At 71.8% G+C, this 22,178-nt stretch carries 19 protein-coding genes; 13 read left to right on the plus strand and 6 right to left on the minus strand.

Going from position 1 to position 22,178, the window contains the following annotated elements:
- The first annotated feature begins 5 nt into the window (after nucleotides 1-5).
- A complete protein-coding gene (locus ACFP2T_RS06895; RefSeq protein WP_377418688.1) occupies nucleotides 6-1,355 on the plus strand; it encodes an FAD-dependent oxidoreductase in 1,350 nt (449 codons plus the stop codon).
- Between the two features lie 19 nt (nucleotides 1,356-1,374).
- Here the strand turns inward: ACFP2T_RS06895 and ACFP2T_RS06900 are convergent, their stop codons facing one another.
- Nucleotides 1,375-2,262: an NAD(P)-dependent oxidoreductase gene (locus ACFP2T_RS06900; RefSeq protein ID WP_377418691.1), complete on the minus strand. Its 888-nt coding sequence runs from the start codon at nucleotides 2,260-2,262 to the stop codon at nucleotides 1,375-1,377.
- 64 nt (nucleotides 2,263-2,326) lie between these two features.
- Here ACFP2T_RS06900 and ACFP2T_RS06905 point away from each other — a divergent pair, with 64 nt between their 5' ends.
- On the plus strand, nucleotides 2,327-2,986 hold the full coding sequence (locus ACFP2T_RS06905; RefSeq protein ID WP_377418694.1) for a TetR/AcrR family transcriptional regulator: 660 nt from the start codon (nucleotides 2,327-2,329) through the stop codon (nucleotides 2,984-2,986).
- Between the two features lie 46 nt (nucleotides 2,987-3,032).
- Here the strand turns inward: ACFP2T_RS06905 and ACFP2T_RS06910 are convergent, their stop codons facing one another.
- Complete coding sequence (locus ACFP2T_RS06910) at nucleotides 3,033-4,070, minus strand: LacI family DNA-binding transcriptional regulator (protein ID WP_377418697.1); 1,038 nt, start codon at nucleotides 4,068-4,070, stop codon at nucleotides 3,033-3,035.
- Between the two features lie 164 nt (nucleotides 4,071-4,234).
- Nucleotides 4,235-4,660, minus strand: coding sequence for a PPOX class F420-dependent oxidoreductase (locus ACFP2T_RS06915; protein ID WP_377418700.1), 426 nt, complete (start codon nucleotides 4,658-4,660; stop codon nucleotides 4,235-4,237).
- 222 nt (nucleotides 4,661-4,882) lie between these two features.
- On the opposite strand from ACFP2T_RS06915, the gene ACFP2T_RS06920 reads away from it, so the two are divergent.
- The 11 genes from ACFP2T_RS06920 (at nucleotide 4,883) to ACFP2T_RS06970 (ending at nucleotide 15,244) form a co-directional block, all read left to right on the plus strand.
- Entirely contained in the window at nucleotides 4,883-5,623 is a 741-nt protein-coding gene (locus tag ACFP2T_RS06920) for an SDR family NAD(P)-dependent oxidoreductase (RefSeq protein ID WP_377418703.1), read from the plus strand.
- Between the two features lie 45 nt (nucleotides 5,624-5,668).
- Nucleotides 5,669-5,986, plus strand: coding sequence for a DMT family transporter (locus tag ACFP2T_RS06925; protein WP_377418706.1), 318 nt, complete (start codon nucleotides 5,669-5,671; stop codon nucleotides 5,984-5,986).
- Between the two features lie 33 nt (nucleotides 5,987-6,019).
- Nucleotides 6,020-6,640: a TetR/AcrR family transcriptional regulator gene (locus ACFP2T_RS06930; RefSeq protein WP_377418709.1), complete on the plus strand. Its 621-nt coding sequence runs from the start codon at nucleotides 6,020-6,022 to the stop codon at nucleotides 6,638-6,640.
- Between the two features lie 320 nt (nucleotides 6,641-6,960).
- Nucleotides 6,961-7,896 (plus strand): DUF6807 domain-containing protein, encoded by a 936-nt coding sequence (locus ACFP2T_RS06935; RefSeq protein ID WP_377418712.1) that lies wholly within the window; start codon nucleotides 6,961-6,963, stop codon nucleotides 7,894-7,896.
- Nucleotides 7,893-8,663 (plus strand): cupin domain-containing protein, encoded by a 771-nt coding sequence (locus ACFP2T_RS06940; RefSeq protein WP_377418715.1) that lies wholly within the window; start codon nucleotides 7,893-7,895, stop codon nucleotides 8,661-8,663. The genes ACFP2T_RS06935 and ACFP2T_RS06940 overlap by 4 nt, the downstream gene beginning before the upstream one ends.
- 30 nt (nucleotides 8,664-8,693) lie before the next feature.
- The gene (locus ACFP2T_RS06945; RefSeq protein ID WP_377418717.1) at nucleotides 8,694-9,773 is read left to right on the plus strand and encodes a Gfo/Idh/MocA family protein; all 1,080 of its coding nucleotides are present in this window, start codon (nucleotides 8,694-8,696) and stop codon (nucleotides 9,771-9,773) included.
- Nucleotides 9,767-10,846 (plus strand): DUF6807 domain-containing protein, encoded by a 1,080-nt coding sequence (locus tag ACFP2T_RS06950; RefSeq protein WP_377418720.1) that lies wholly within the window; start codon nucleotides 9,767-9,769, stop codon nucleotides 10,844-10,846. The genes ACFP2T_RS06945 and ACFP2T_RS06950 overlap by 7 nt, the downstream gene beginning before the upstream one ends.
- Before the next feature lie 72 nt (nucleotides 10,847-10,918).
- Nucleotides 10,919-11,851, plus strand: coding sequence for a sugar phosphate isomerase/epimerase family protein (locus ACFP2T_RS06955; RefSeq protein ID WP_377418723.1), 933 nt, complete (start codon nucleotides 10,919-10,921; stop codon nucleotides 11,849-11,851).
- The gene (locus tag ACFP2T_RS06960; RefSeq protein ID WP_377418726.1) at nucleotides 11,848-12,870 is read left to right on the plus strand and encodes an NAD(P)-dependent oxidoreductase; all 1,023 of its coding nucleotides are present in this window, start codon (nucleotides 11,848-11,850) and stop codon (nucleotides 12,868-12,870) included. The genes ACFP2T_RS06955 and ACFP2T_RS06960 overlap by 4 nt, the downstream gene beginning before the upstream one ends.
- Nucleotides 12,867-14,717 carry a dihydroxyacetone kinase family protein gene (locus tag ACFP2T_RS06965; protein ID WP_377418729.1) on the plus strand — a complete coding sequence of 617 codons (1,851 nt, stop codon included), beginning with the start codon at nucleotides 12,867-12,869 and terminating at the stop codon, nucleotides 14,715-14,717. Before ACFP2T_RS06960 ends, ACFP2T_RS06965 begins: the two co-directional genes overlap by 4 nt.
- The gene (locus ACFP2T_RS06970) at nucleotides 14,714-15,244 is read left to right on the plus strand and encodes a ribose-5-phosphate isomerase (protein ID WP_377418732.1); all 531 of its coding nucleotides are present in this window, start codon (nucleotides 14,714-14,716) and stop codon (nucleotides 15,242-15,244) included. Before ACFP2T_RS06965 ends, ACFP2T_RS06970 begins: the two co-directional genes overlap by 4 nt.
- Here ACFP2T_RS06970 and ACFP2T_RS06975 read toward each other — a convergent pair.
- The 3 genes from ACFP2T_RS06975 to ACFP2T_RS06985 are packed head-to-tail and all read right to left on the minus strand — an operon-like array spanning nucleotide 15,235 to nucleotide 22,178.
- Nucleotides 15,235-17,157, minus strand: a complete 1,923-nt coding sequence (locus ACFP2T_RS06975) for an alpha/beta fold hydrolase (RefSeq protein WP_377418735.1) — start codon at nucleotides 17,155-17,157, stop codon at nucleotides 15,235-15,237. The two genes, ACFP2T_RS06970 and ACFP2T_RS06975, sit on opposite strands and share 10 nt — an antisense overlap.
- Nucleotides 17,154-17,471: an acyl carrier protein gene (locus tag ACFP2T_RS06980; RefSeq protein WP_377418738.1), complete on the minus strand. Its 318-nt coding sequence runs from the start codon at nucleotides 17,469-17,471 to the stop codon at nucleotides 17,154-17,156. Before ACFP2T_RS06980 ends, ACFP2T_RS06975 begins: the two co-directional genes overlap by 4 nt.
- Nucleotides 17,472-17,498: 27 nt before the next feature.
- Nucleotides 17,499-22,178, minus strand: a complete 4,680-nt coding sequence (locus ACFP2T_RS06985; protein ID WP_377419921.1) for a type I polyketide synthase — start codon at nucleotides 22,176-22,178, stop codon at nucleotides 17,499-17,501.

The raw sequence follows: 22,178 nt of genomic DNA on the forward strand, positions 1-22,178 counted from the left end.
GTCCGATGCAAGGCAGACCGTTACACGTCATCGTCATCGGGGCCGGCACCGGCGGCATGTGCCTGGCGCACGGCCTCCGGCGTGCCGGCATCAGCGTCGCGGTCTACGAGCGGTACCGGACCCGGAGCGACGGCCTCCTCGGCTACCGGGTCGGGATCAACCCGACCGGTTGCCGGGCCCTGCGGGAGTGCCTGCCGCCGGAGTTGTTCACCACCTTCCTCGCGACCTGCGCCCGAGCGCCCCGGTACTTCAACGTGCTGACCGAGCAACTGCACCGGACGGCGTCCTTCGCGCTGCGGCCCGGGGCGGACCCGACGAGCATCGACCAGTCGGTCTCCCGGATGACCCTGCGCCAGGTTCTGCTCACCGACATGGACGACGTGGTCCACTTCGGCAAGACCTTCACCCACTACGAGCGGCACGACGACGGCACCGTCACCGCCCACTTCGCCGACGGCACCTCTGCGACCGGGGACCTGCTGGTCGCGGCCGACGGCACCCACTCGGCGGTACGTCGGCAGTATCTGCCGCACGCCGAGGTCAAGGATGCCGGAAGCATCAACATCGCCAGCAAGATTCCGCTCACCGAGTACACCCGGAGCCTGCTCTCCGACGAGATCCGGGGCGGAATCTCGCTGATCTTCGGCGCCGGGGGCCTGATGGGCGTCCTGCACGTGATGGAGTTCAAGTGGGACCAGCGCGGTTCGGTCAAGCCCGGTGTCGGGGTGACCGACGCGAGTCTGATCGGCAGTTGGCCCGGACTGCTCTACGACAACACCCGGGACTGCATCAACCTGATCATCTGGAGCGCCGCCGACCGGTTCCCCCCGGACGTGATGGAACTGCGGGGTGAACGGCTCGCCAAGGTCGCGCTCGACCTGACCCGGAACTGGCACCCGACGCTGCGCGAACTGCTCCGGCACAGTGATCCGGGCAGCGTCATACCGATCAAGGTCGCCACCTCCGTACCGGTCGAGCCGTGGAAGAGCAGCAACATCACGCTGCTGGGCGACGCAATCCACACCATGACCCCCGGGCGGGGGGTCGGGGCCAACACCGCGCTGCGGGACGCGGCGCTGCTCTGCCGGCACCTGGTCGCGGCGGTGGCCGACGAACGACCGCTGGTGGAGGCGGTCGCGGACTACGAAACCGAGATGATCCGGTACGGCTTCGCCCGGGTCGCCGACTCGCTGCGTACCAACGGCACCAACGGGGACGATCCGATCTACAAGCCGATCATCGGCCGGTTCGCCATGCTGGCCGCCCGGGGCTACTTCAGCGTGACCAGCAGACTGCCCCCGCTGCGCCGGAAGTTCGTCGACCAGCTCTACAACTACCGGGGCGCGGAGGGCTGAGGTGCCGCCGGCCGGCTGATCACCGCGCCGATGCGGGCCGGATCGGGACGGTGAGTTCCTCTATCACGCCGGTCAGGCCCTCGGCGCCGTGACCCCGGTCGATGCGTCGCCGCACCACCTCGTGCAGGTGGACGAGCTGGGTGTGGTGCAGACCGGCCGCCGACCTCAGTCGTGACAACTGCTCCAGCACCGGGGCGTGCTCGGCCAGGGTGGCGGGCCCACGGGGATAGCGGCGTTCGCCGACCTGGCGGGCCGTCTCGGCCGCCGCCCGCGCGACATGACCCAACTGCCGGCCGGCGAACGTGGCGAAGGCGTCCAGGGCGGGGTTGCCGGCGCCGCCCACCAGCGCCAACGCGTTCAGGTAGGCCAGCTCGGCCTCGTACCAGAGGCCGAGCAGCGCCAGGTCGTACCGGCCGGCCAGACCGGCGTCCGGCCCGAGGTGGTGGGTGGTGCCGAGCTGCTCCAGGGTCCGGCGATGGGCGGAGAACGCCGGCTCGGAGCCGCTGTAGAAGAGGGTGGCTTCCGGGCCGCCGAGCTGGTCGGGGCCGGCGTGCACGACGCCGTCGAGGTAGTCGGCACCGGCCCGCCGGGCCCAGTCGGCCACCCGCCGGGCCCGGTCGGGAGCCCCGGTGGTCAGGTTGACGACGACCTTGCCCGGTACGGCGTCCGCGACGGCCCCCAGCACCTCCTCCACCGCGTCGTAGTCGGTCAGGCTGACCACGATCAACTCGCCGGCCGCCACAGCGTCGGCGGGCGTGTCGGCCAGGATCGCTCCCTCGGCCACCAGCTCCCGGGCCTTGCCGGGGGTACGGTTCCAGACCGTCACCGGATGGGCCCGGCCGAGCAGGACGCGCGCCAGTCCGGTGCCCATGGCGCCGAGACCGAGCACACCGATCGGAATCTCCATCGTCGACTCCCGTTTCGCAGTATCGTTCCGGTCCGACTCGTAACGTATCAGGTAGGCTGGCGTCGTGGAAGCCGGACAGTCTCCCCCGCCGCCCCGTGGCGGTCGGCCCCGCGATCCGCAGATCGACCAGGCGGTGCTGGATGCCACGTCGGCCGTGCTCGACGAGGTCGGCTACGTCCACCTGACGTTCGAGGAGATCGCCCGCCGGGCCGGCACCACCAAACCGGCGATCTACCGCCGCTGGCCCGATCGCCCTCGGCTGGTGCTCGCGGCGCTGGCCGTACGGCTGGGCGCCGCGCGTACCCCCGACACCGGCTGCACGCTGTGCGACCTGCACGAGGGCATCACCCTGTTCGTCGCGCTCTTCGACCGCATCCGGCCGGAGGTGCTGGGACCGTTGCTCGCGGACTGCGCACCGGAGCCGGCCCTACGCCAGACGTTCATGACCACCCTGTTCGACCCGCCCCGGGCCGCCGTGGGCCGGATGATCGACCGCGCGAGCGCGCGCGGGGACCTGCGTACCGATCTCGACCGCGACCTCGTCCTGGACATGCTCGGGTCGCTGGTGCACTACCGTGCCCTGTTCGGCCACGCGGCGACCGGCGACGCCGACATCGGCAGGGCGGTCGAGGCGCTGCTGCGGGGCGTCGCCACCGACTATCCGGCGCTGGTCGAGCACAGCCGCCGGATGACCGGCACCGCCCAGACCCACGGCGCGCACTGACGGCCGGACATCAGGCCAGCGCGGGCGCGCTGACGGCCGGACACCGTCAGGCCAGCGCGGGCGTGCTGTCCCGGACGACCACCTCGCCGCGGACCCGCCGCAGCCGGGGCCGCTCGGCCCGGGGCTGCATCACGAGTTCGAGCGCCGCCGCCCCGACCTCCTCCAGCGGCAGCCGGACGGTGGTGAGCGACGGTGTCACGTCCCGGAGCGTGACGATGTCGTCGAAGCCGGCCACCGCCATGCCACCGGGCAGCGGTACGCCGTGGTCGCGCAGCGCCGAGATGGCGCCGACCGCCATCACGTCGTTGACGGCGAAGACACAGGTGGCGTCGAGGCCACGGGCGAGAAGGTCGCGCATCGTGGCGTAGCCGCCGTCCCGGGTGAAGTCGCCGTGCGCCACCTGCCCCTTCGGCAGGGTGATCCCGGCGCTGGTCAGCCCGGCCTGGAACCCGGCGAGCCGATCCCGGGCGGTGAGCAGCGCACGAGGTCCGGCGAGTACGGCGAACCGCCGGTGCCTCAGCTCGACGAGTCTGCGCGCCAGCATCCGGGCGCCCTCGCGGTTCTCCATCAGCACCGTGTCGAGCGGCAGGACGTTCTGGCTCACCAGCGCGACCCGCGCCCCGGTCTCCTCGATGATCCGCAGCTCGGCACCGAGCCGGTCCCGCAGGGTACGGTCGGCGAACCGGCTGCCGGCCAGGATGACGGCCCGGGGACGTTGGCTGCGCAGGGTGGCCAGGTAGTCGAGTTCACGTTCGGCCCGCCCCGTCGTGCTGTACATCATCACGATGCTGCGGTGCTGTTCGGCGGCGCGCATCACGCCCGCCGCGATGGACGAGAAGAACGGGTCGGCGATGTCGTGCACCAGCAGCCCCACCACGTTGGTGTGCCCCCGGGCCATCGCCTGGGCCTGGGCGTTCGTGGAGTAGTTCAACGCGGCGGCGGCGGCGAGCACGCGGTCGGTCAGGTCCGCCCGCACCTGCCGGGTGCCGCTCCCGTTCAGCACCCGGGAGGCGGTGGCCACCGACACCCCGGCCTCGTGGGCGACATCCATCAGCGTGATCGTTCCGGATGATCGCTTGGTCATGTTGGCGGCCCCCACGAGCTGATCGGTGGCGACGTACGGGCAGGCCGCACGCCTGGCATCCGCACCTTAATGCCCACCACCCGCCCAATGGTGGCCGCCAAGCCGCTGCGGCGGGGCGAGACCCGGTCTCCGCGACCGTGGCGTGGCCGCCACCGCGTTCTTCGTTACGGCGCCGGGATCTGATGGAGGGTTTTCTTCGACTCGTACCAGGTGTCGCCGACGGGTTCACCGGCCAGGTTCCAGCTCCAGGAGACGGTCGGCGTGATCCGTAGGTAGTTGCCGGGGCCGACCATCCCGATCCGTTCGACCGGCTGCCCGGCCCGGCCGTAGATCCGGATGCCCCGCGCCACGAACGGATCGAAGGACGGCATGTCGTCGATGACCAGTGCGACCTTGTCGTTCCCGGCCCGGACGTTGCGGAACTTGCGGGTGTCGAGAACCGATGGGCCGGAGCCGCCGACCCAGAAGAACGTCCCGTCGAACTCGAAGGCGAGCGGGACAGCGTCCGGCTGCCCGTCGGTGGAGAGCGTCGCAAGCCGCGCGATCGGCTGCGACCTCAGGTAGCGGACCTCTTCCTCGGTGAATGCCATGTTGGTTCTCCATCTCCGGCTCGACCTGGCGCTGCCTTCTGGGGGTACGACGTCAGAGGCGGCCATCTCGCGCCCGCCGCACGCCATCCCACCATCCATACGAATGCCAGCCGCCCGGATCGACGACCACGCGACTCCGCCGGGCGAGGCGACGGTTGCCCCGGTGGGCGGCGGGCCGTAGCATTCGATTATTGTATCGATCGACACAGAAATGGGGACGCCGTGGGACCGCTCGCTGGCAAGGTCGCGTTGGTGACGGGAGGGAGTCGTGGCATCGGTGCCGCGATCGCCCTCCACCTGGCAAGAGACGGCGCCGACGTGGCGCTGACGTACCTGCGTGCGGAGCACCGGGCCGAGCGGGTGGTGCGGGAGATCGCCGCACTGGGCCGGCGTGGGCTGGCGATCGCCGCCGACAGCGCCGACCCGGAGGCCGTCACGTCGGCGGTCGACCACACGGCGACGAAGCTCGGGCGGCTCGACATCCTGGTCAACAACGCCGGGGTGTTTCCGTACGGGTCGATCGAGGAGACCACCGTGCAGGACCTCGACCACACGCTCGCGGTACACGTCCGGGGTGTCTACCTGACGATCAAGGCGGCGGTGCCGCACATGGGCGAGGGCGGACGGGTGATCAGCATCGGCAGCTGCTTCGTCGAGCGGGTCCCGTACCCCGGGGTCAGCCTGTACGCGATGAGCAAGAGCGCCCTCGGCGGCCTGACCCGTGGCCTCGCCCGCGACCTCGGCGGCCGGGGCATCACGGTGAACGTCGTACATCCGGGGTCGACCGACACCGAGATGAACCCGGCCGACGGCGAGACCGCCGAGACCGAACTCGGTTTCATCGCCCTCGGCCGGTACGCCGAACCGGCCGAGATCGCCGCGACGGTGAGCCATCTCGCCGGGCCCGGCGGTCGGTACATCACCGGCACGTCGATCAGCGTGGACGGCGGCTTCGCGGCATGACCGGACGCAGCGGACGCAGGGCGGGGACGGCGTGAGCAGGACAGCGTGCCCTGGGTCCTGCTGATCGTCGCCGGCCTGCTCGAGATCGTCTGGGCGCTGGCACTGAAGCACACCGAGGGCTTCACCCGGCTCTGGCCGAGCCTGCTCGCCGGCTCGACAGCGCTGCTGAGCTTCGTGCTGCTGTCGCTGGCGTTGAAGAACCTGCCAGTGGGAACGGCGTACGCGGTCTGGGTGGGTGTCGGGGCGGTCGGGGTCACCATCGCCGGTATCGTCGCCCTCGACGAGAGCCTCTCCCCACAGCGCATGTTGTTCGTGGCCCTGATCGCGGTCGGCATCATCGGGTTGAAGGCCTACGAGACCTGACCGGTGGACGTGGTGCGCGGAAGGCGGTGGCCGGTGGGCGGGCGAGGGCGGCCCCGGACGTTCGACCGCGCCGTGGCGCTGGAGCGAGCCATGGAGGTCTTCTGGCAGCGCGGGTACGAGGGCGCGTCGATGACGGACCTCACCGCCGCGATGGGCATCGGCTCGCCCAGCCTGTACGCCGCGTTCGGCAGCAAGGAGGCACTCTTCCGGGAGGCGGTGGCGCTGTACGACGAGGTCGACGGGCGGATCCCCCGGCAGGTGCTCCGGGAGGCGCCGACCGCGCGGGCCGGCTTCGAGGCACTGCTGCGCCACTACGCGCGGGCGTACGTGGATCCGGCCCGCCCGACCGGCTGCATGGTGGCTCTCGCGGCCACCACGATCAGCGCCGAGAACGACCAGGTCCGGGCGTTCCTCGCCGAGTGCCGGCAGGCCGACGTCGCCAACCTGAGACAGCGGCTCGACCGGGGTGTGGCAGAGGGCGACGTCCCGACCGGCACCGACACCGACACCGTGGCCGAGTTCGTCTACGCCGTGTCGCTCGGGATGGCGCTGCGGGCCCGCGACGGCGCCTCCGGGCAGACGCTGCGGCGCATCGCCGATGCCACCCTCGCCGCCTGGGACGTGGTGCTGCAATCGGCGTCCCCGGCCGGCTGAACCTGCCGCCGCCGCTCCTGCGGTCGGCACCGGGCGGATCGGCCGAGCCGTGACGGTACCCCTGCGTACGGTGCTGACCTGCACCGAAAGGTTTTCAGGACGGGCTGGATCTTGACGTTGACGTGCGAAAGCGGTTAGCTCGGAAAACGATTACCGCCCGGAAATTCCACCCGTCATGTCCACTGGAGACAGTCAGCACGCTTCATCTGGCCGCACCGTCGAGTCGGTCCCCAGCGATGTCCGGCCGACTTCGGGACAATGGTGGTCTCGCCCCAACCGGTGCCGCGTCCACACACCGAGTGAAAGGCACGATCACTTCCATGACCTCCGCAAGCAGCACGGCCGGGCCGACCGGCGGGCTCACCGTCACCCACGAGCACGGACGTCAGATCGTGGTCAACGCCGCCGGAGTGGACATCGCCACCTACGTGTACGACCCGCCGGTGCCGGACTACGAGTCACGCAAGCCCTATCTGCACCCGTTGCGTACGTTGAGCGGCGCGCTCGTCTCGGCGTACCGGCCGAACGACCACCGGTGGCACAAGGGCATCCAGATGACCATCTCCCACCTGTCGGGGCAGAACTTCTGGGGCGGGCACTCGTACGTACGCGACAAGGGCTACACCAAGCTGGACAACATCGGGCGGATGCGGCACGACTCCTTCGACCTGGTCGACGTCACCGACACCGAACTGACCCTGCGGGAGTCGCTGACCTGGATCACCTCGACCGACGAGCACTGGGTCGCGGAACGCCGGGAGCTGCGGATACACGGCGTCGACGCCGACCGGGGAAGCTGGATGCTCGACTTCGGCACCGAGCTGCGCAACATCCGCGGCGCGGAGTTGCGCTTCGGCAGTCCGACGACGCACGGTCGCCCGAACGCCGGGTACACCGGCTTCTTCTGGCGCGGGCCACGCGGCTGGACCGGCGGACAGATCATCACCGCCGACGGTGGCGGCGGCCCGGAGAGCATGGGCCGGGAATCGCCGTGGCTGGCGTACACCGGGCAGCACGACGAGGTCGACGGCGGCGGCACCGTGCTGGTCTTCGCCGGTACCACCAGCGCTCCCGTCCCGCTGAAGTGGTTCGTCCGCAACGACCCGTTCCCCGCCGTGAACCCGTCGCCCGCCTTCGACGAGGAGGTGGAACTCGCACCCGGGGAGACCTTCCGGCTCACCCACCGGGTGGTCTTCGCCGACCGCGCCTGGGACCGGGAGGAAATCGAGTCGTTCGCCGCGGAGCAGTCGCGGTGACCGCCGGCAGCGGGGCACCCGGCAACCCGGCCGGGATGCCGCCCTTCCCCGGCGCGGTCGGCATCAGCGGACTCCAGGTCTACCCCTGGCAGACCGACGACGGCCTGCACGGCGGCTCGCCACACGTGCACCTCTGCTGCGCGGAGTGCTACGTCGTGGTCGCCGGCCGGGGCCGGCTACAGACACTGACACCACAGGGATTCGAGGAGTCGACGCTGACCCCGGGCGACGTGGTCTGGTTCACCCCCGGCACCATCCACCGGGCCGTGAACGACGACGGCGCGCTCGGAGTCGTCGTGGTGATGCAGAACAGCGGACTGCCGGAGGCCGGCGACGCCGTACTCACCGTGCCACCGGCACACCTGGCGGACCTGCCGACGTACCGGCGGGCGGTCTCGCTAACCGGGCCGGACGGCTCCGGGCCGCCGTCCGCCGACCGGGCCCGGGCCCGCCGGGACCTCGCGATCGAGGGATTCACCGAACTTCGTCGCAGGTACGAGGCCGGAGACACCGCCGCGCTCGACGAGTTCTACGCGGCGGCCACCGCCCTGGCGGGTCCGCAACTGGACGCCTGGCAGGCCCGCTGGGAATCCGGACCGGTGGCCGTGAGCCGACAGACCGGGGAGCAGATCGACGCCCTCCGGCGCGGCGACCACAGCCACCTGGCCGCCGCCGCCGTCTCCCGGATCGCCCGACCCGACCAGACGACCCTGGGCATGTGCGGCTTCCTCTCCGCGTACGACCCCCTCCGTGCCGGACGCGGATAGCGCCGTCCGGCAACCGTCGAAGGAGCCTCTGTGGAACCCATCCGTGCCGCGATCGTCGGGACCGGGAACATCGCGCGAATTCACGCGGAGTCACTGCGGGAACTGGGCGACGACGTACGCCTGGTCGGTGCCGTCGACGTCGACGGCGACCGGCTGTCGGCGTTCTGCGACCGGCACGACGTACCGGCCCGCCACCCGGATCTGGCCAGCCTGTTGGAGAAGGACCGGCCCGACCTGGTGCACATCTGCACCCCGCCCGGCACCCATCACGACCTGGCGCTGGCCTGCCTGGAGGCGGGCAGCAACGTACTGGTCGAGAAGCCGCCGACACTGAGCCTGGCCGAGTTGGACAACCTGATCGAGGCCGAGCGGAAGCACGGGGCGGCGCTGGCCACCGTCTTCCAGCACCGGTTCGGCACCGGCGCACTGCGGCTGCGCGCGATGCTCGACTCCGGGGTGCTGGGCCGACCGCTGGTGGCGATCTGTCACACCACCTGGTTCCGGGACCAGGCCTACTTCGACGTCGAGTGGCGGGGCCGCTGGGACACCGAGGGCGGCGGGCCGACCATGGGACACGGCATCCACCAGATGGACCTGCTCTGCGCGATCCTCGGCGACTGGACCGAGGTCTCCGCGCTCGCCCGGCAGCAGGCCCGGCGGATGGACACCGAGGACCTGAGCATGGCCCATGTCAGCTTCGCCAACGGCGCGGTGGCCAGCGTGGTGAACAGCATGCTGTCGATCCGTGAGGAGAGCTACCTGCGCTTCGACTTCGAGCGGGCCACGGTGGAGCTGACCCACCTGTACGGCTACGGCGACGACGACTGGCGGATCACCCCCGCACCGGAGTTCGCCGACGAGGTGATGGCGGCCTGGCACGCCGGCTCCTCCGGGGTACGCAGTGCACACCGCGCGCAGTTCGCCGAGGTGCTGCGGAATCTCCGGATGGGTACGCCGGCACCGGTGACCTCCGCCGAGACCCGGCGCACGATGCAACTCGTCGCCGGGGTGTACGCCTCGGCGTTCACCCGCGCCGCCGTCCGGCCGGCCGAACTCTCCACCGAATCACCGTTCTACCGAAAGATGGAAGGCAACGGACCCCGATGGTGAACATCCCAGTCCCGGCTGTCGCCGTACCGGCGCCGGCCACCGCGCCCGCCGCGCTGCCCAACGCGCTGCCCAGCAGGGCGACCACCGGGGTGACCTCCGGGGCGACGGCGACGCGGCCCAGCAGTGGACTGACCGTCAGCCACGACATCGGCCGGTCGGTACGGGTCGGTTGGCACGGGGCGGACCTGTTCGACTACGTCTACACGCCGGAGGAACCCCGGGCCGAGTCCCCCAGGCCCTACCTCCATCCGATCCGGACCCTCGCCGGCAACGTGGTCAGCCTGTACCGCCCGCACAACCACCTGTGGCACAAGGGGCTGTGCTTCGGCATCTCCAACTTCGGGCCGTACAACTTCTGGGGCGGGTCGACGTACGTCCGGGGTCAGGGCTACCGGTCGCTCGACAACCTCGGGCTCGTCGCGCACGTCGACTTCCCGGCGCTGCGCCGCGACGCCGACGCCGTACGCCTGGTCGAACGGCTCCGCTGGGTCGGCCCGAACGGGAACCGGGTGGTCTCCGAGCGGCGTCGGCTGGCCGTGGCCGTGTGGGCCAACATGAGTGCCTGGCGACTTCAGTTCGAGACGGTGCTCCGCAACGACACCGCCGAGGTGATCACGGTCGGTAGTCCGACCACCCAGGGTCGGGAGAACGCCGGATACGGCGGACTGTTCTGGCACGGCCCCCGCTCGTTCATCGGCGGGCAGGTGGTGACCGAGGACGGCCCGGGTGCCGACGAACTGATGGGCTGGCGCGGCCCGTGGATGGGGTTCGTGGGCCGGCACGACGGCCTCGGGCCACCCGCCGCACTCGCCTCCACCCTGGTCTTCCGGAACGACCCGGCGAACCTCGGCGGCCCGACCCGCTGGTTCGTCCGCACCGAGCCGTACGCCTGCCTCGGCCCGGCCCCGTTCTTCGACCGGGAGTACGCCTTCACGCCCGGCACCGAGCTACGGCTGCGCTACGACGTCGTCATCGCCGACGGCGAGCGGGACGTGGCCGGATGTGCCCGGCTGGCCGAGCGGGCCGGGATGACCGACCTGTTGGCCGACGAACCCGAGGACCAGCGAAGGTGAGGAGAACAGTGGCGGACAACCGACCTTCCCGACCGGCCGGCGATCTGGTGCGCGACGAGCCGGGGCGGCGTCGTGCCGACGGCTGACTCCGGCTGGTCACTTGCGGCGGCCATGCTGCCGTTTCCGGCCGAACTCCGGCCCGGCGTGCCGGTGCAGGACGCCCCGGCCCAGACCTGGCGGGACACGCTCGCCGAGGTGGCGGCCGAGGGCTTCACCGAGGTCGACCTGACCGACTCGTGGGTCCGGGCCGGCGACCTCTCCCCGGCCCGGCTGACCGAACTGGACGAGGCGGTCCGTGCGGCCGGGCTGCGGGCCGAGGCGATCTCGGTGATCCGGCGCAGCGTCATCGACCCGGTCGCGGGGTTGGAGAACCTCGACTACAGCCACCGGTCGATCGACGCGGCGGCGGCGCTCGGCTGCTCGGTGCTGAGCGTCGGCCTGCACCGTCCGCTGACCGCGCGCCAGCGCGAGGTGCTGTGGTTCTGGACCGTGGACGGGCCCCGCGACGCAGGCGATCCGGAGACCCGCCGGCTGGCCGCGTCCCGGCTGCGCGAACTGGGCCAGCACGCCGCCGAGGTCGGCGTCGCCCTCTCCCTGGAGATGTACGAGGACACCCTGCTCGGCACCGCCGACTCCGCCGTCCGGCTGGTCGAGGAGATCGGGCATCCGAACGTCGGGCTCAATCCCGACCTCGGCAACCTGGTCCGGTTGCACCGTCCGATCGAGCCGATCGAGGTGATGCTCGACAAGTGCCTGCCGCTGACCAACTACTGGCACGTCAAGAACTACCACCGGTTCGAGGACGGTACGACCGGTACGGTGCTCAGCACGCCGACCTCGATGGAGCTGGGTGTCATCAACTACCGCCGGGCGGTCCGCTCCGCCGTCGCGTACGGCTTCACCGGGGCGTTCTGCCTCGAACAGTACGGCGGGGACGGGCTCGGCGTGATGTCCACGAACCGCCGCTACCTCACGTCGATCCTGCCCCCGAAGGAGGCACCGTGAGCCAGCCCGGAGTACCGGCCGACCCGGCACGGACCGCCGAAGGCAGCGGACATCCGACGAACACCCCGCCGTCGCCCGACGACACGACCCCGCCGACCGTCGCCGTCCTCGGGCTGGGGGCGATGGGGCTGCCGATGGCGCTCCGGCTCGGCACCGAACTGCCGGTGTGGGCCTTCGACATCTCCGCCGAGCGCCGCGAACTCGCCACCGAAGGCGGTGCGGTCGGGGCAGCTAGTCCGGCACTGGCGTGCCGGGCGGCCGACGTCGCGGTGCTCGCCGTACGGGACGAGGCCCAGCTCCGGGCGGCGCTGTTCGGCGACGACGGCGCAATCCACACCCTGCGGCCGGGTGCCGTCGTCGTGCTGACCAGCACGGTCGGCCCGGAGGCGGCCCGAGCGGTCGCGGCGGCGCTGGCCGAACGGCAGATCGACCTGGTCGACGCGCCGGTGAGCGGCGGACCGGTCCGGGCCGGCACCGGCGACCTGCTGATCATGGTCGGCGCGACGGACCGGGGGCTCGCACGCGGCCGCCGGGTGCTCGACCTGCTGGCCTCCACCGTTTACGTCGTCGGCCCGCACCCGGGCGACGGCCAGACCATGAAGACGGTGAACCAACTGCTCTGCGGCATCCACACCGCCGCCGCGGCCGAGGCGTTGGCGCTGGCCCGGGCCCTCGGCCTCGATCTCGACACCGTGGTCGAGGTGCTCGGCTCGGGTGCGGCGGCCTCGTTCATGCTGGCGGATCGAGGCCCACGGATGGCGCGGGCGTACACTGGCGACGTCGAGTTGCGGTCCCGGTTGGACGTGATCAGCAAGGACATGCACATCGTCGGCCGGGTCGCCTCGGCGGCGGGGGTGCCGACACCGGTCGCGGCCGCCGCCACCCAGCTCTACACCCTGGCGATGCGCCAGGGCATGGCGGCCGAGGACGATTCGACGGTCGTCACGCTGCTGGCGCCGCAGGACGGGACAGCCGGGTCGGAACGGCCCGACCCGCCGACCGGAGGAGCTGGCCGATGACCCGACTGTACGACGATCCCGCCTCGTTCACCGAGGACATGCTCGCCGGCTTCCTCGACCTGCACCGGCGCTATGTCCGGGGCGTCGACGGCGGCGTGGTCCGGGCCGGGGCGACCCGCACCGGGAAGGTCGCGGTGGTGGTCGGCGGTGGATCCGGGCACTATCCGGCGTTCTGTGGTGTGGTCGGTCCCGGCTTCGCCGACGGCGCGGTGGTGGGCAACATCTTCACCTCCCCCTCGGCCCAGCAGGCGTACGAGGTGGCCCGGGCCGCCGACAACGGCGGCGGGGTGCTCTTCCTCTTCGGCAACTACGCCGGGGACGTGATGAACTTCGGGCTGGCCCAGCAGCGGCTGCGTGCCGAGGGTATCGACACCCGGACGGTGCTGGTCACCGACGACATCGCCAGCGCCGTTCCGGCGGAGGCGGAGAAGCGCCGAGGCATCGCCGGCGACTTCGTGGTGTTCAAGACCGCCGCCGCGGCGGCCGAGGCCGGCTACCCGTTGGCCGAGGTCGAGCGGGTGGCCCGGGTCACCAACGAGCTGACCCGTTCGCTCGGCGTCGCGTTCGCCGGCTGCACCCTGCCGGGCCAGGATCATCCGCTGTTCACCGTGCCGGCCGGCACCATGGGGCTCGGGCTGGGCATCCACGGCGAGCCCGGGGTCTCCTCCGACGACCTGCCGACCGCCTCGGAACTCGCCCGGGTGCTGGTCCGTGGCGTTCTCGCCGAACGGCCGGAGGGCGCCGGCCCCCGGGTCGCCGCCATCCTCAACGGTCTCGGGGCCACGAAGTACGAGGAACTGTTCGTCGTCTGGAAGACGGTCGCCGAGGAGCTCTCCCGGGCCGGGCTCGAGGTGGTCGATCCCGAGGTCGGCGAGCTGGTCACCAGCCTCGACATGGCCGGCTGCTCGCTGACCCTCTGCTGGCTGGACGAGGAGTTGGAGGGCTTCTGGTGCGCGCCGGCCGACACTCCGGCGTACCGGAAGAACCCGCACCGGGTCGCGGGCCTCGCCGACCAGGTGGATCGGGCCACGGAGGCAGGCGGCCCGACGGTGTCCGGCGACCGCGCGAACGGCGGACGAGCCGCCGAGGCGAGCGGCGGGCAGGTCACCGACTCCGGGAACGGCGGATCCGGGACGGCGCGGAGCAGTCCGGAGTCGCGGGCGTACGGCCGGGCCGTGGCCGGGGCGCTGGCGGAGGTCGCCGAGGCGCTGGCGGTCGCCGAGGAGGAACTGGGTCGGCTCGACGCCGTGGCCGGGGACGGTGACCACGGGCGCGGCATGCTGCGCGGGGTACGGGCCGCCGCCGGGGCCGCGCAGGCGGCGGTCGACGGTGGACACGGCGTCGCGTCGGTGCTCGGCGCGGCCGGAGACGCCTGGGCGGCCCGGGCCGGCGGCACCTCCGGAGTGTTGTGGGGCGCGGCCCTCCGCTCGGCCGGCGAGCAACTCGGTGACGAGCGGAGCCCTCTCGGTACGGCCGACGTCCGGGCTGCGGTCTGGGCCGCGGTCGAGACCGTGCAGGGACTCGGCGGTGCCGAGCCCGGCGACAAGACGCTGCTCGACGCGCTGGTGCCGTTCCACGACGCCCTCGACACCGCGGCCGGGTCCGACACACCGGTCGGGGCGGCCTGGCAGCAGGCGGCCCGGGTGGCCGACCGGGCGGCGGAGGAGACCGCCGGGCTGCGGCCCAGGGTCGGCCGGGCCCGTCCGCTGGCCGACCGGAGCGTCGGTACACCGGACCCCGGCGCCGTGTCGCTGGCGCTCTGCGTCCGTACCGTGGCGGTGGCATTCGAGCGTCACGGCGACAGCACACCGGAGGTGTCCATCGTGGACGAGGGGTCGGACAGGTGACCGGCGACCGGCTGCGCATCGTCGTCGGCTGCGACGACGCGGGCCTGCACTACAAGGAGGTACTGCGCGCCGATCTGGAGGCGGACGACCGGGTCGCCTCGGTCGAGGACGTCGGCGTGGGCCGGGACGACGCGACGGCGTACCCGCACGTGGCGGTGGCCGCCGCCCGGCTGGTCGCCGAGGGCCGGGCGGACCGTGCGCTGCTGATCTGCGGTACCGGCCTCGGCATGGCGATCGCGGCCAACAAGGTACCGGGGGTCCGGGCGGTCACCGCCCACGACGGCTTCTCGGTGGAACGTGCCGTGCTCAGCAACGACGCCCAGGTGCTGGCCATGGGACAGCGGGTGATCGGGCTGGAGCTGGCCCGTCGCCTGGCCCGGGAGTGGCTGGGTTACCGCTTCGACGCGTCGTCCGCGTCCGCCGCCAAGGTCGCCGCGATCAGCTCGTACGAGACGGCGGCACCGGCCGACGACGGCGTCGACCTCCAGCGGCCGACCGCCGCAGGACCGCATTCGCCTCACATCTGACGACCGGCTCTTCCGGGAACCACCCTCCGATCGGCGAGAGCCGCTGGCCCGTGCCCACGGGGACGTGCCTCGACCGCCCCGACCACGCGCTGCGCCCACTTCTCCCAGTCGTCGAAGTCCAGGAACCGGCCCAGCCGTCCGAGCTGCGTCAGCGGGTCGTCGACGAGGTCCTCGTACGTCATCGTCAGCAGTTCCTGTGGCCGGGCATCGGCGATGGCCTGCTCGGCCTCGCTGGCGAGAAACGCACACAGGCCCAGGTAGCGCTCAACATCCCGGGCGCGTTCGCGTAGCGTCTGGGCTGTCAGTCGGCCGGGCAGGTAGGGCGCCAACTCCTCCGGCACGGGCTGACCTGCGGCAAGCTGGAACGGGTCGAGCCCGTATCGGCCGAGGGACTCCATGCTGAGCTGCAGAAGCTGGAAAGAGGGATGGCGGCTCATCGAATGGGCGGTGTCCGCCCAGTCGCGGGTCAGGTAGACGATCTTCGCGGTGGGATAGTTCTTCAGCAGGTACGGGGCGACGTGGCTGGAGCCGCCGGATCGCTCGACCCAGCGCCGCCGGGCGGTGAGCGACGTGAGCAGGTCCAAGAACATCTGGTGATGCCAGGCCACCGGCTGAGCCGGAAACCCGGGCACCAGCTCGGCGAGTGTGTCGTACAGGTGATCAGGATCGGACGAGATCTTCGGCAGCGTGGTCGCGAGGATCCGGGGCAGCTCGGCGAGGTTGCGGGCCCACCGGCCGTCCTCCGGATAGCACACCTCGACCGGTGCGAGGCCGATCCGGAAGAGGGTGGCGAGTTCCGGCCTGGGGCTGCTCAGCCTCGACCAGTACGCGGCGCCGCTGAGAACGTCTTCGGCGTCTGTCGGGGCCACCACCGCCATGAAGAATTCCTGGACCGACAGCGTGTCGATCTGCTCGGCGATCAGGTCGGACAGCAGGGTCGACCCGCATCGACCGGTGCTGATGATGATCGCCTGACCAGAGGTCGCCGGATCCATCAGAAGTCCTCCTGAACGATGCGGATCAGTGGATGCCGCCGGGGTGGACCACGTGTCCCGACCGTCACGGCCGGAGAGCCCTGTGGCGTCTGCGCGGCCGGGGTGGACGTCACAGTCCTGCCGTAGCCAGGACAGGACGATGTCGCCAACGACGCCCGGCTGGTCGACAAGGATGGAGTGTCTCTGGCCGGGCACGGTGACGATCCGCGCTTGCGGCAACAGCCGTCGTACCTCGGGGGCCAGTTCGACCACGGCTGAGTCGCCGCCGTAGACCCACAGCACCGGACACCCGACCGCGACGATCCGCTCCTCGGCCGGTAGCCGGCTGGCGGGCAGGTCGCGCACGAGGCTCGTGGCGGCGAGCACCTCGCGAGCCATCCTGGCCCGGCGGCTGGCGCGCTCCCCGCGTTCGGCTTCGATCTCGGCCAGGGCGTGCGCGCGGGGCAGGTACGTGGCGGCGTTGTCGAGCTGCTGGGCCACCCGCTCGAACCACAACGCGGTGGGCGGGGAGGACTCGACGGCGGCAATGGCGGCGACCCGCTCGGGGTGGCGGGCCGCGTAGCCGAATGCGATCGTGCCGCCGAAGGAGTTGCCGAACAGGTGGACTGGGCCGGTTACGTCGAGCGCGGCCAGCAGCGCCGCCAGGTCGTCGATGAAGTCGTCCAGCGTGTAACCCTCCGGTGGGCGGTCGGTGTGTCCGTGCCCACGCAGGTCGTACATGACTACGCGGAAGCCGGCGGCGACGAGCGGGTGGGCCAGGGTGAGGTACCAACTGGCCAGGGTGTCCGTGGCCATGCCGTGGATCAGCACGGCGGTCGGGGCGGGGTCGTGTCTGCCGGAGGTCGTGCCGGCAACCGGCTCGGGTGGGGAGAGCTGCTCCACGTGAACGGAGAGGCCGTTCGCCCGCACCATGCTCATGCCGGGGTGCCCGCCGTGCCGGGGCTGGCGTCCACGCTGTCGAGCGCGGCGGCGATGTGTTCGACGAGTTGCCCGACCCGCAGTTGCCGTACCGAATCCAGGTCGAGGCCAGCGACGAGCTGGGCAAAGTTGACCGTGTCGCCGTACCGGACCTGCAGGCGGCCGGCGAGGGAGATGATGTCGATGCTCTCCATTCCCAGGTCCTCCTGGAACTTGGTCGCCATGGTGATCTCGCCGTCGACTCCGGCGTCTTCGAGGAGCGCGTGCAGCATCTCGGCAACGTCGGCAAGGACGCTTGCCTGGTCCACAGACATGTGTGATGGCCCTTCTCGTGATCGCGGCTACGGCTGGCCGGTTCGGTGGACAGGCTCCGGTCCCCAGGTCCAGCCGACGACGTACTGCCGTACGGGGAGGTCTTCAGGGTTGGACACCTCTCGATGTGCGACCCGGTAGACACGATCGCCGATCTCGACGGTCAGCGTGGCCGGGGAGGCGGCCACCACCGTGAACCGTCGCGGATCGCCGGCGAGGCCCGTGCCCTCTGCCTTGGCGACGGCCTCCTTCGCGACCCAGAAGCGGGCAAACCACAGGCTATGGTCGTCGCCGGTGGTTACCGAGTCGAGCAGCCGGCGTTCCGGTTCGGAAAGCGCGAACGTGACAGTGCTGTCCGGATGGTCGGCGATCTCCGCGACGTCGATGCCGACGCCGGGGGCACCGGGCGGGGTGTCCGACGCACGAGGTCGGGCGATCGCTACACCGATCTCGGCCACGTGGGCCAGTGAGACGTCACAGTCGCGGAGGCCACGGCCGGGTCGTGGGTGGACCCGGGGGATGCCGTTCGGCTCGTTGGTAACCGTCAGCTCGATCGGGTAGACGTCGGTGTGGCCGTCGGCCCACAGCTGGAAGCGGACAGCGTCCTTGACTGCGATCCGGCCGAGCAGCCATTGCTTGCGCGCCCTGGGGGGCTGCCGCTCGTAGTCAGCATAGCCACTGGTGCCGAGGATGCCGCGAGCGGCCATGCCGCGGGTGACCAGGTCTGTCCAGCAGTCGAAGGCCACGGTCCAGCCCTCCGGCTGCCGCAACGACATCGGATGGCGCTCCGGGAAGCGCTCCGCCGGTCGGGCGGTGGGATGGCTGTCGAAGCGCCGGTCGACGCAGCCGTCGACCTGTGCCCATACCCGGCCGTCGACGGAGAGCTGGGTGTCGGCGACGAGCTGCGCGTCGTCGATCGAACGCACCCGGGCGACGCATTCGAAGGCCGTACCGGGGGCCGGCGGCGGCCCGAAGAACCGCACGTGCCCGAACTCCACCGGCAGTGCCACGGTCCGCATCGGCTGTGTCGTGATGAGCCAGTTGCCGACCAGTTGTAGTGCGTTGTCGAGCAGCGCGCCGGGCGGGGTCGGGGCGGTCACCACGCCGCGAACGTGCATGTCGCCGAGGGCGTGCACCCTGGTCACGCCCTGGAACAGGGGACCGTGGAACATCAGGCGTTCGGCGTACATCTCCTCGGCGCTGACCTGCGGAGGCCGTTCGGTGGCCGGGTCGTGCTGCCAGACCGCCGGCCGGTCGGTCGGGTAGTCCGGCGCCACCTCGATCGTCGAGCGGGCGTAACCACCGAAGATCACCGACAGCCGACCGGGTCCGACCGGCTTGACAGTGATCTCGACGTCCTGCGGCGGCGCGGCTGTCAACCAGCGGTTGAAACGCGCGTCGCGCACGCCGACCACCCGCATGCCCTGGGTGGCCTGCGCAGCGGCGTCCATCATGTGTTGTACGACGGTGGTGGCCGGCACCACCGGCCAGCGGTCCTCCGGGTCGGGCCAGTCATCGGGTTGGACGAAGAAGCAGTGGTCGCGCAGATACGGCATCGTGTCGAGGGCGACCCGCAGGACCGTGCGGTGCGCGCACAGTGGTGGCAGCCGCGGCGTCTGCCCGGCGTCGCCGCCCGTGACCGCCGGACCCGGTGCGGCCACCAGCAGCGAGGCGAGTTCCGCGGCAACGCTGGAACGCTGGGCGAGCCCCTGCAGCGTGGCCAGGGCGGGCGATCTCGGCGGGGCCACGGGGGTGTGCGTCGCCCCGGCGATCGTCCCTCCCCCAGCAACCGAGCCGGATCCGCCGGCCACCCCGATCGGGCCGTTCGTGGTGCCTGTCCCGCCGGCACCGTCCGGGCTGCCCGTCGGCTCGGCGGCCGGCACGCGGACGCCGAGCAGGTCGTCGGCTCCCTCACCGAGGCGGACCAGTGGACCGCCGAGGTCGAGCCGCATGACCAGACCCCGGTGGGCGGGCTGCTCCGCAGCGGGCGCCGCAGCTCGGGCCCGACCTGTGCCCGTCGGATCGAGGGCGCGCAGGTCCGGTGCGGCGCCCTCGACCCAGAGCGCGGTGGCGACCCGGCGCAGTTGGTCCAGCCCGCCGCGGTGCGCGACGTTGACCGGCATGGCGAGGTGTGGGCGGCCGCGCAGGTTGTCGGCGATGACCGAGGCAAGCTGCCCGGCGCCGACCTGGAGGAACACCCTGATGCCGGCGTCGTACATGGCCTGGATGGTTTGCCGGAACCAGACTGGTTCGAGCATGTGTCGGGCGAAGATCTCCAGCACGCGGGCCTGCTCGGCGGGGAACGGTGCCTTGAGGGTGGCGGACCAGACCGGTATCCGGGTGGGGTTGACCTGCCAGCGGCGAAGGGCCGCGCCGATGGACTCCAACGCGGAGGCGAACATCGGTGTATGGAAGGCGGCGCGGAACGGCAGCTTCTGGCACAGAATGCCATCGCCGCGCAATGCCGCGACGAGGGAGCCGATCTCGCTCTCGGGTCCGTTGACAATGCACTGGGCCGGCGCGTTGTCGTGGGAGAGCAGCACGCCTGGATAGCGCGCGAGCCGCTGGGTGATCTGCGGCGCGGCCCCCCCGATGACGGCGAATGCGCGGCCGGGCACCTCGACCGACGTCGAGTTGAACGCGGCGAGGAACTCGTCGATGGACGCCGAACTGATCTGCCCGGTGGTGGCCGCGGCGGTCCACTCGCCGATGCTGTGCCCGGCGACCGCGTGGGGGGTGATTCCGGTGCGGTGCAGGGCGGCGTCGAGCAGCTTGCCGACCTCGATCACGCCGGCGCCGTGCCGGCCGAGGTCGTCGGCGGACCACTGCCGGTCGGGCAGGTCGAAGTGCGTCGCGATGTCCGCGGTGCGCGGGCTGAACTCCGCCTCCAGCCCGGGGTACACGAACGCGAGCTGGCCCGGAGGGTCGTCGGCGAGCAGCGGGGTGGGGCTGAACCAGATGTCGCGGGCGCCGCGCCAGGGCTGCCCCCTGGTGACGGCGCGCCGGGCGGTGGCGAGGCGTTTGGCGTCGGGATCGACGATGCCGAGCCGGCAGTGTTCGTCCGCCGCCAGAGGGCGGGCGCGGGCGGGACGGGCCTGTCGGGCCCGGTCTGCGCCGAGGGCACGTACGGTGTGGTCGTCGGCGTCGAGTAGGCGGGCCAGGGCGGTCGGGTCGGAAGCGGCGAGCCACATCACCTCGTCGGGCTGCTCGACGCTGATCCCCGACGTGGCCCGCACAGCCGTCTGCGCCGCGGGCGCCGGCAGGCTGCTGGTCACCGGCCCGGTCGCTCCCGTGCCGCCCCGACGGGCCGCCAGTGCGTCCGGCGCCTCCTCCAGGATGATGTGGGCGTTGATGCCGCCGAAGCCGAACGCGTTGACCCCGGCGCGGCGTGGTCCGTCGCTCTCCCACGGTTCGGCGGTGCTGATCGGCGCGAACCGGATACGCTCCAGTTCCGGCCGCGGAGTGTCGCAGTGCAACGTCGGCAGCAGCACGCCGCGGTGCACGGCCAGGGCCGCCTTGATCAGGCCGGCGATGCCCGCCGCCGGCATGGCGTGGCCGATCATCGACTTCACCGAGCCGATCACTGGTCGTGGCCCGTCCCGGTGCGGACCGAACACCTCGGCGACGGTGGCGAGTTCGGCGACGTCGCCGGTCGGCGTCGCGGTGCCGTGTGCCTCCAGCAGGCCCAGCGCGTCCGGGGCGGTCGGGTCCAGCCCTGCCGCGGTCCAGGCCCGCCGGACGGCCAGGACCTGACCGGCGCTGGCCGGGTTGACCATGCTCGCGGCACGCCCGTCGCTGGACACCCCGCTGCCGCGGATCACCGCGTAGATCCGATCGCCGCCGCGCAGTGCGTCGGACATCCGCTTGAGTACGACGATTCCGGTGCCCTCGCCGATGAGCAGACCGTCCGCCGTGCTGTCGAACGGCCGGATCTCGCCTTGCCGGGAGAGCGCGCCGAGTTGGCTGAACACGGACCAGAAGCTGATGTCGTGCACGTGGTGCACGCCACCGGCGAGAACCGCGTCGAGCCGGCCACTGTTCAGCTCACTGATCGCCTGGTCCACCGCGATCAGTGACGACGCGCAGGCGGCGTCCAGTGTGTAGGCGGGACCGCGCAGGTTGAGCCGGTTTGCCACCCGGGAGGCGGCCAGGTTCGGCACCAGTCCGATGGTCCCCTCCGGCTGGTGCTTGCCGAGCCGCTCGTCGAACCTCGCACGCACTGCGTCCAGCCGGCTCTCCGGCAAGTCCGGGATCAGTTCGCGGAGCACCTGGATCACCTGGCTGGACATTCGCACCCGCTGGGCGTACCGGGCCTGGGCGGGGCTGAGGATGCCGCCCCGGCCGAGGATCACACCGACGCGGTCGCCAGCGGCCAGCCGGTCGGCGCCGCCGGCGTCGTCGATTGCCGCTGCGGCAACCTGGAGCGCGATGAGCTGGTCCGGCTCGATGTCGGCGATGGCTGCCGGCATGATGCCGAACCTGAGCGGGTCGAAGGTGGCCAGGTCGTCGACGAAGCCACCCCGGCGGCAGTACAGCCGGTCCGGCCGGTGCGCCAGCGCCGGGTCGTAGAATTCCGGATCCCACCGGTGCGGCGGCACCTCGGTGATCGCGTCGACACCCTCGACCAGGTTGCGCCAGTAGCTGTCCAGGTCGGCCGCGCCGGGCAGCAACACCGCCATCCCCACGATCGCGATCGGGTCGCCGGGCAT

Source organism: Plantactinospora solaniradicis, assembly GCF_042658085.1.
Lineage (GTDB): Bacteria > Actinomycetota > Actinomycetes > Mycobacteriales > Micromonosporaceae > Plantactinospora > Plantactinospora solaniradicis.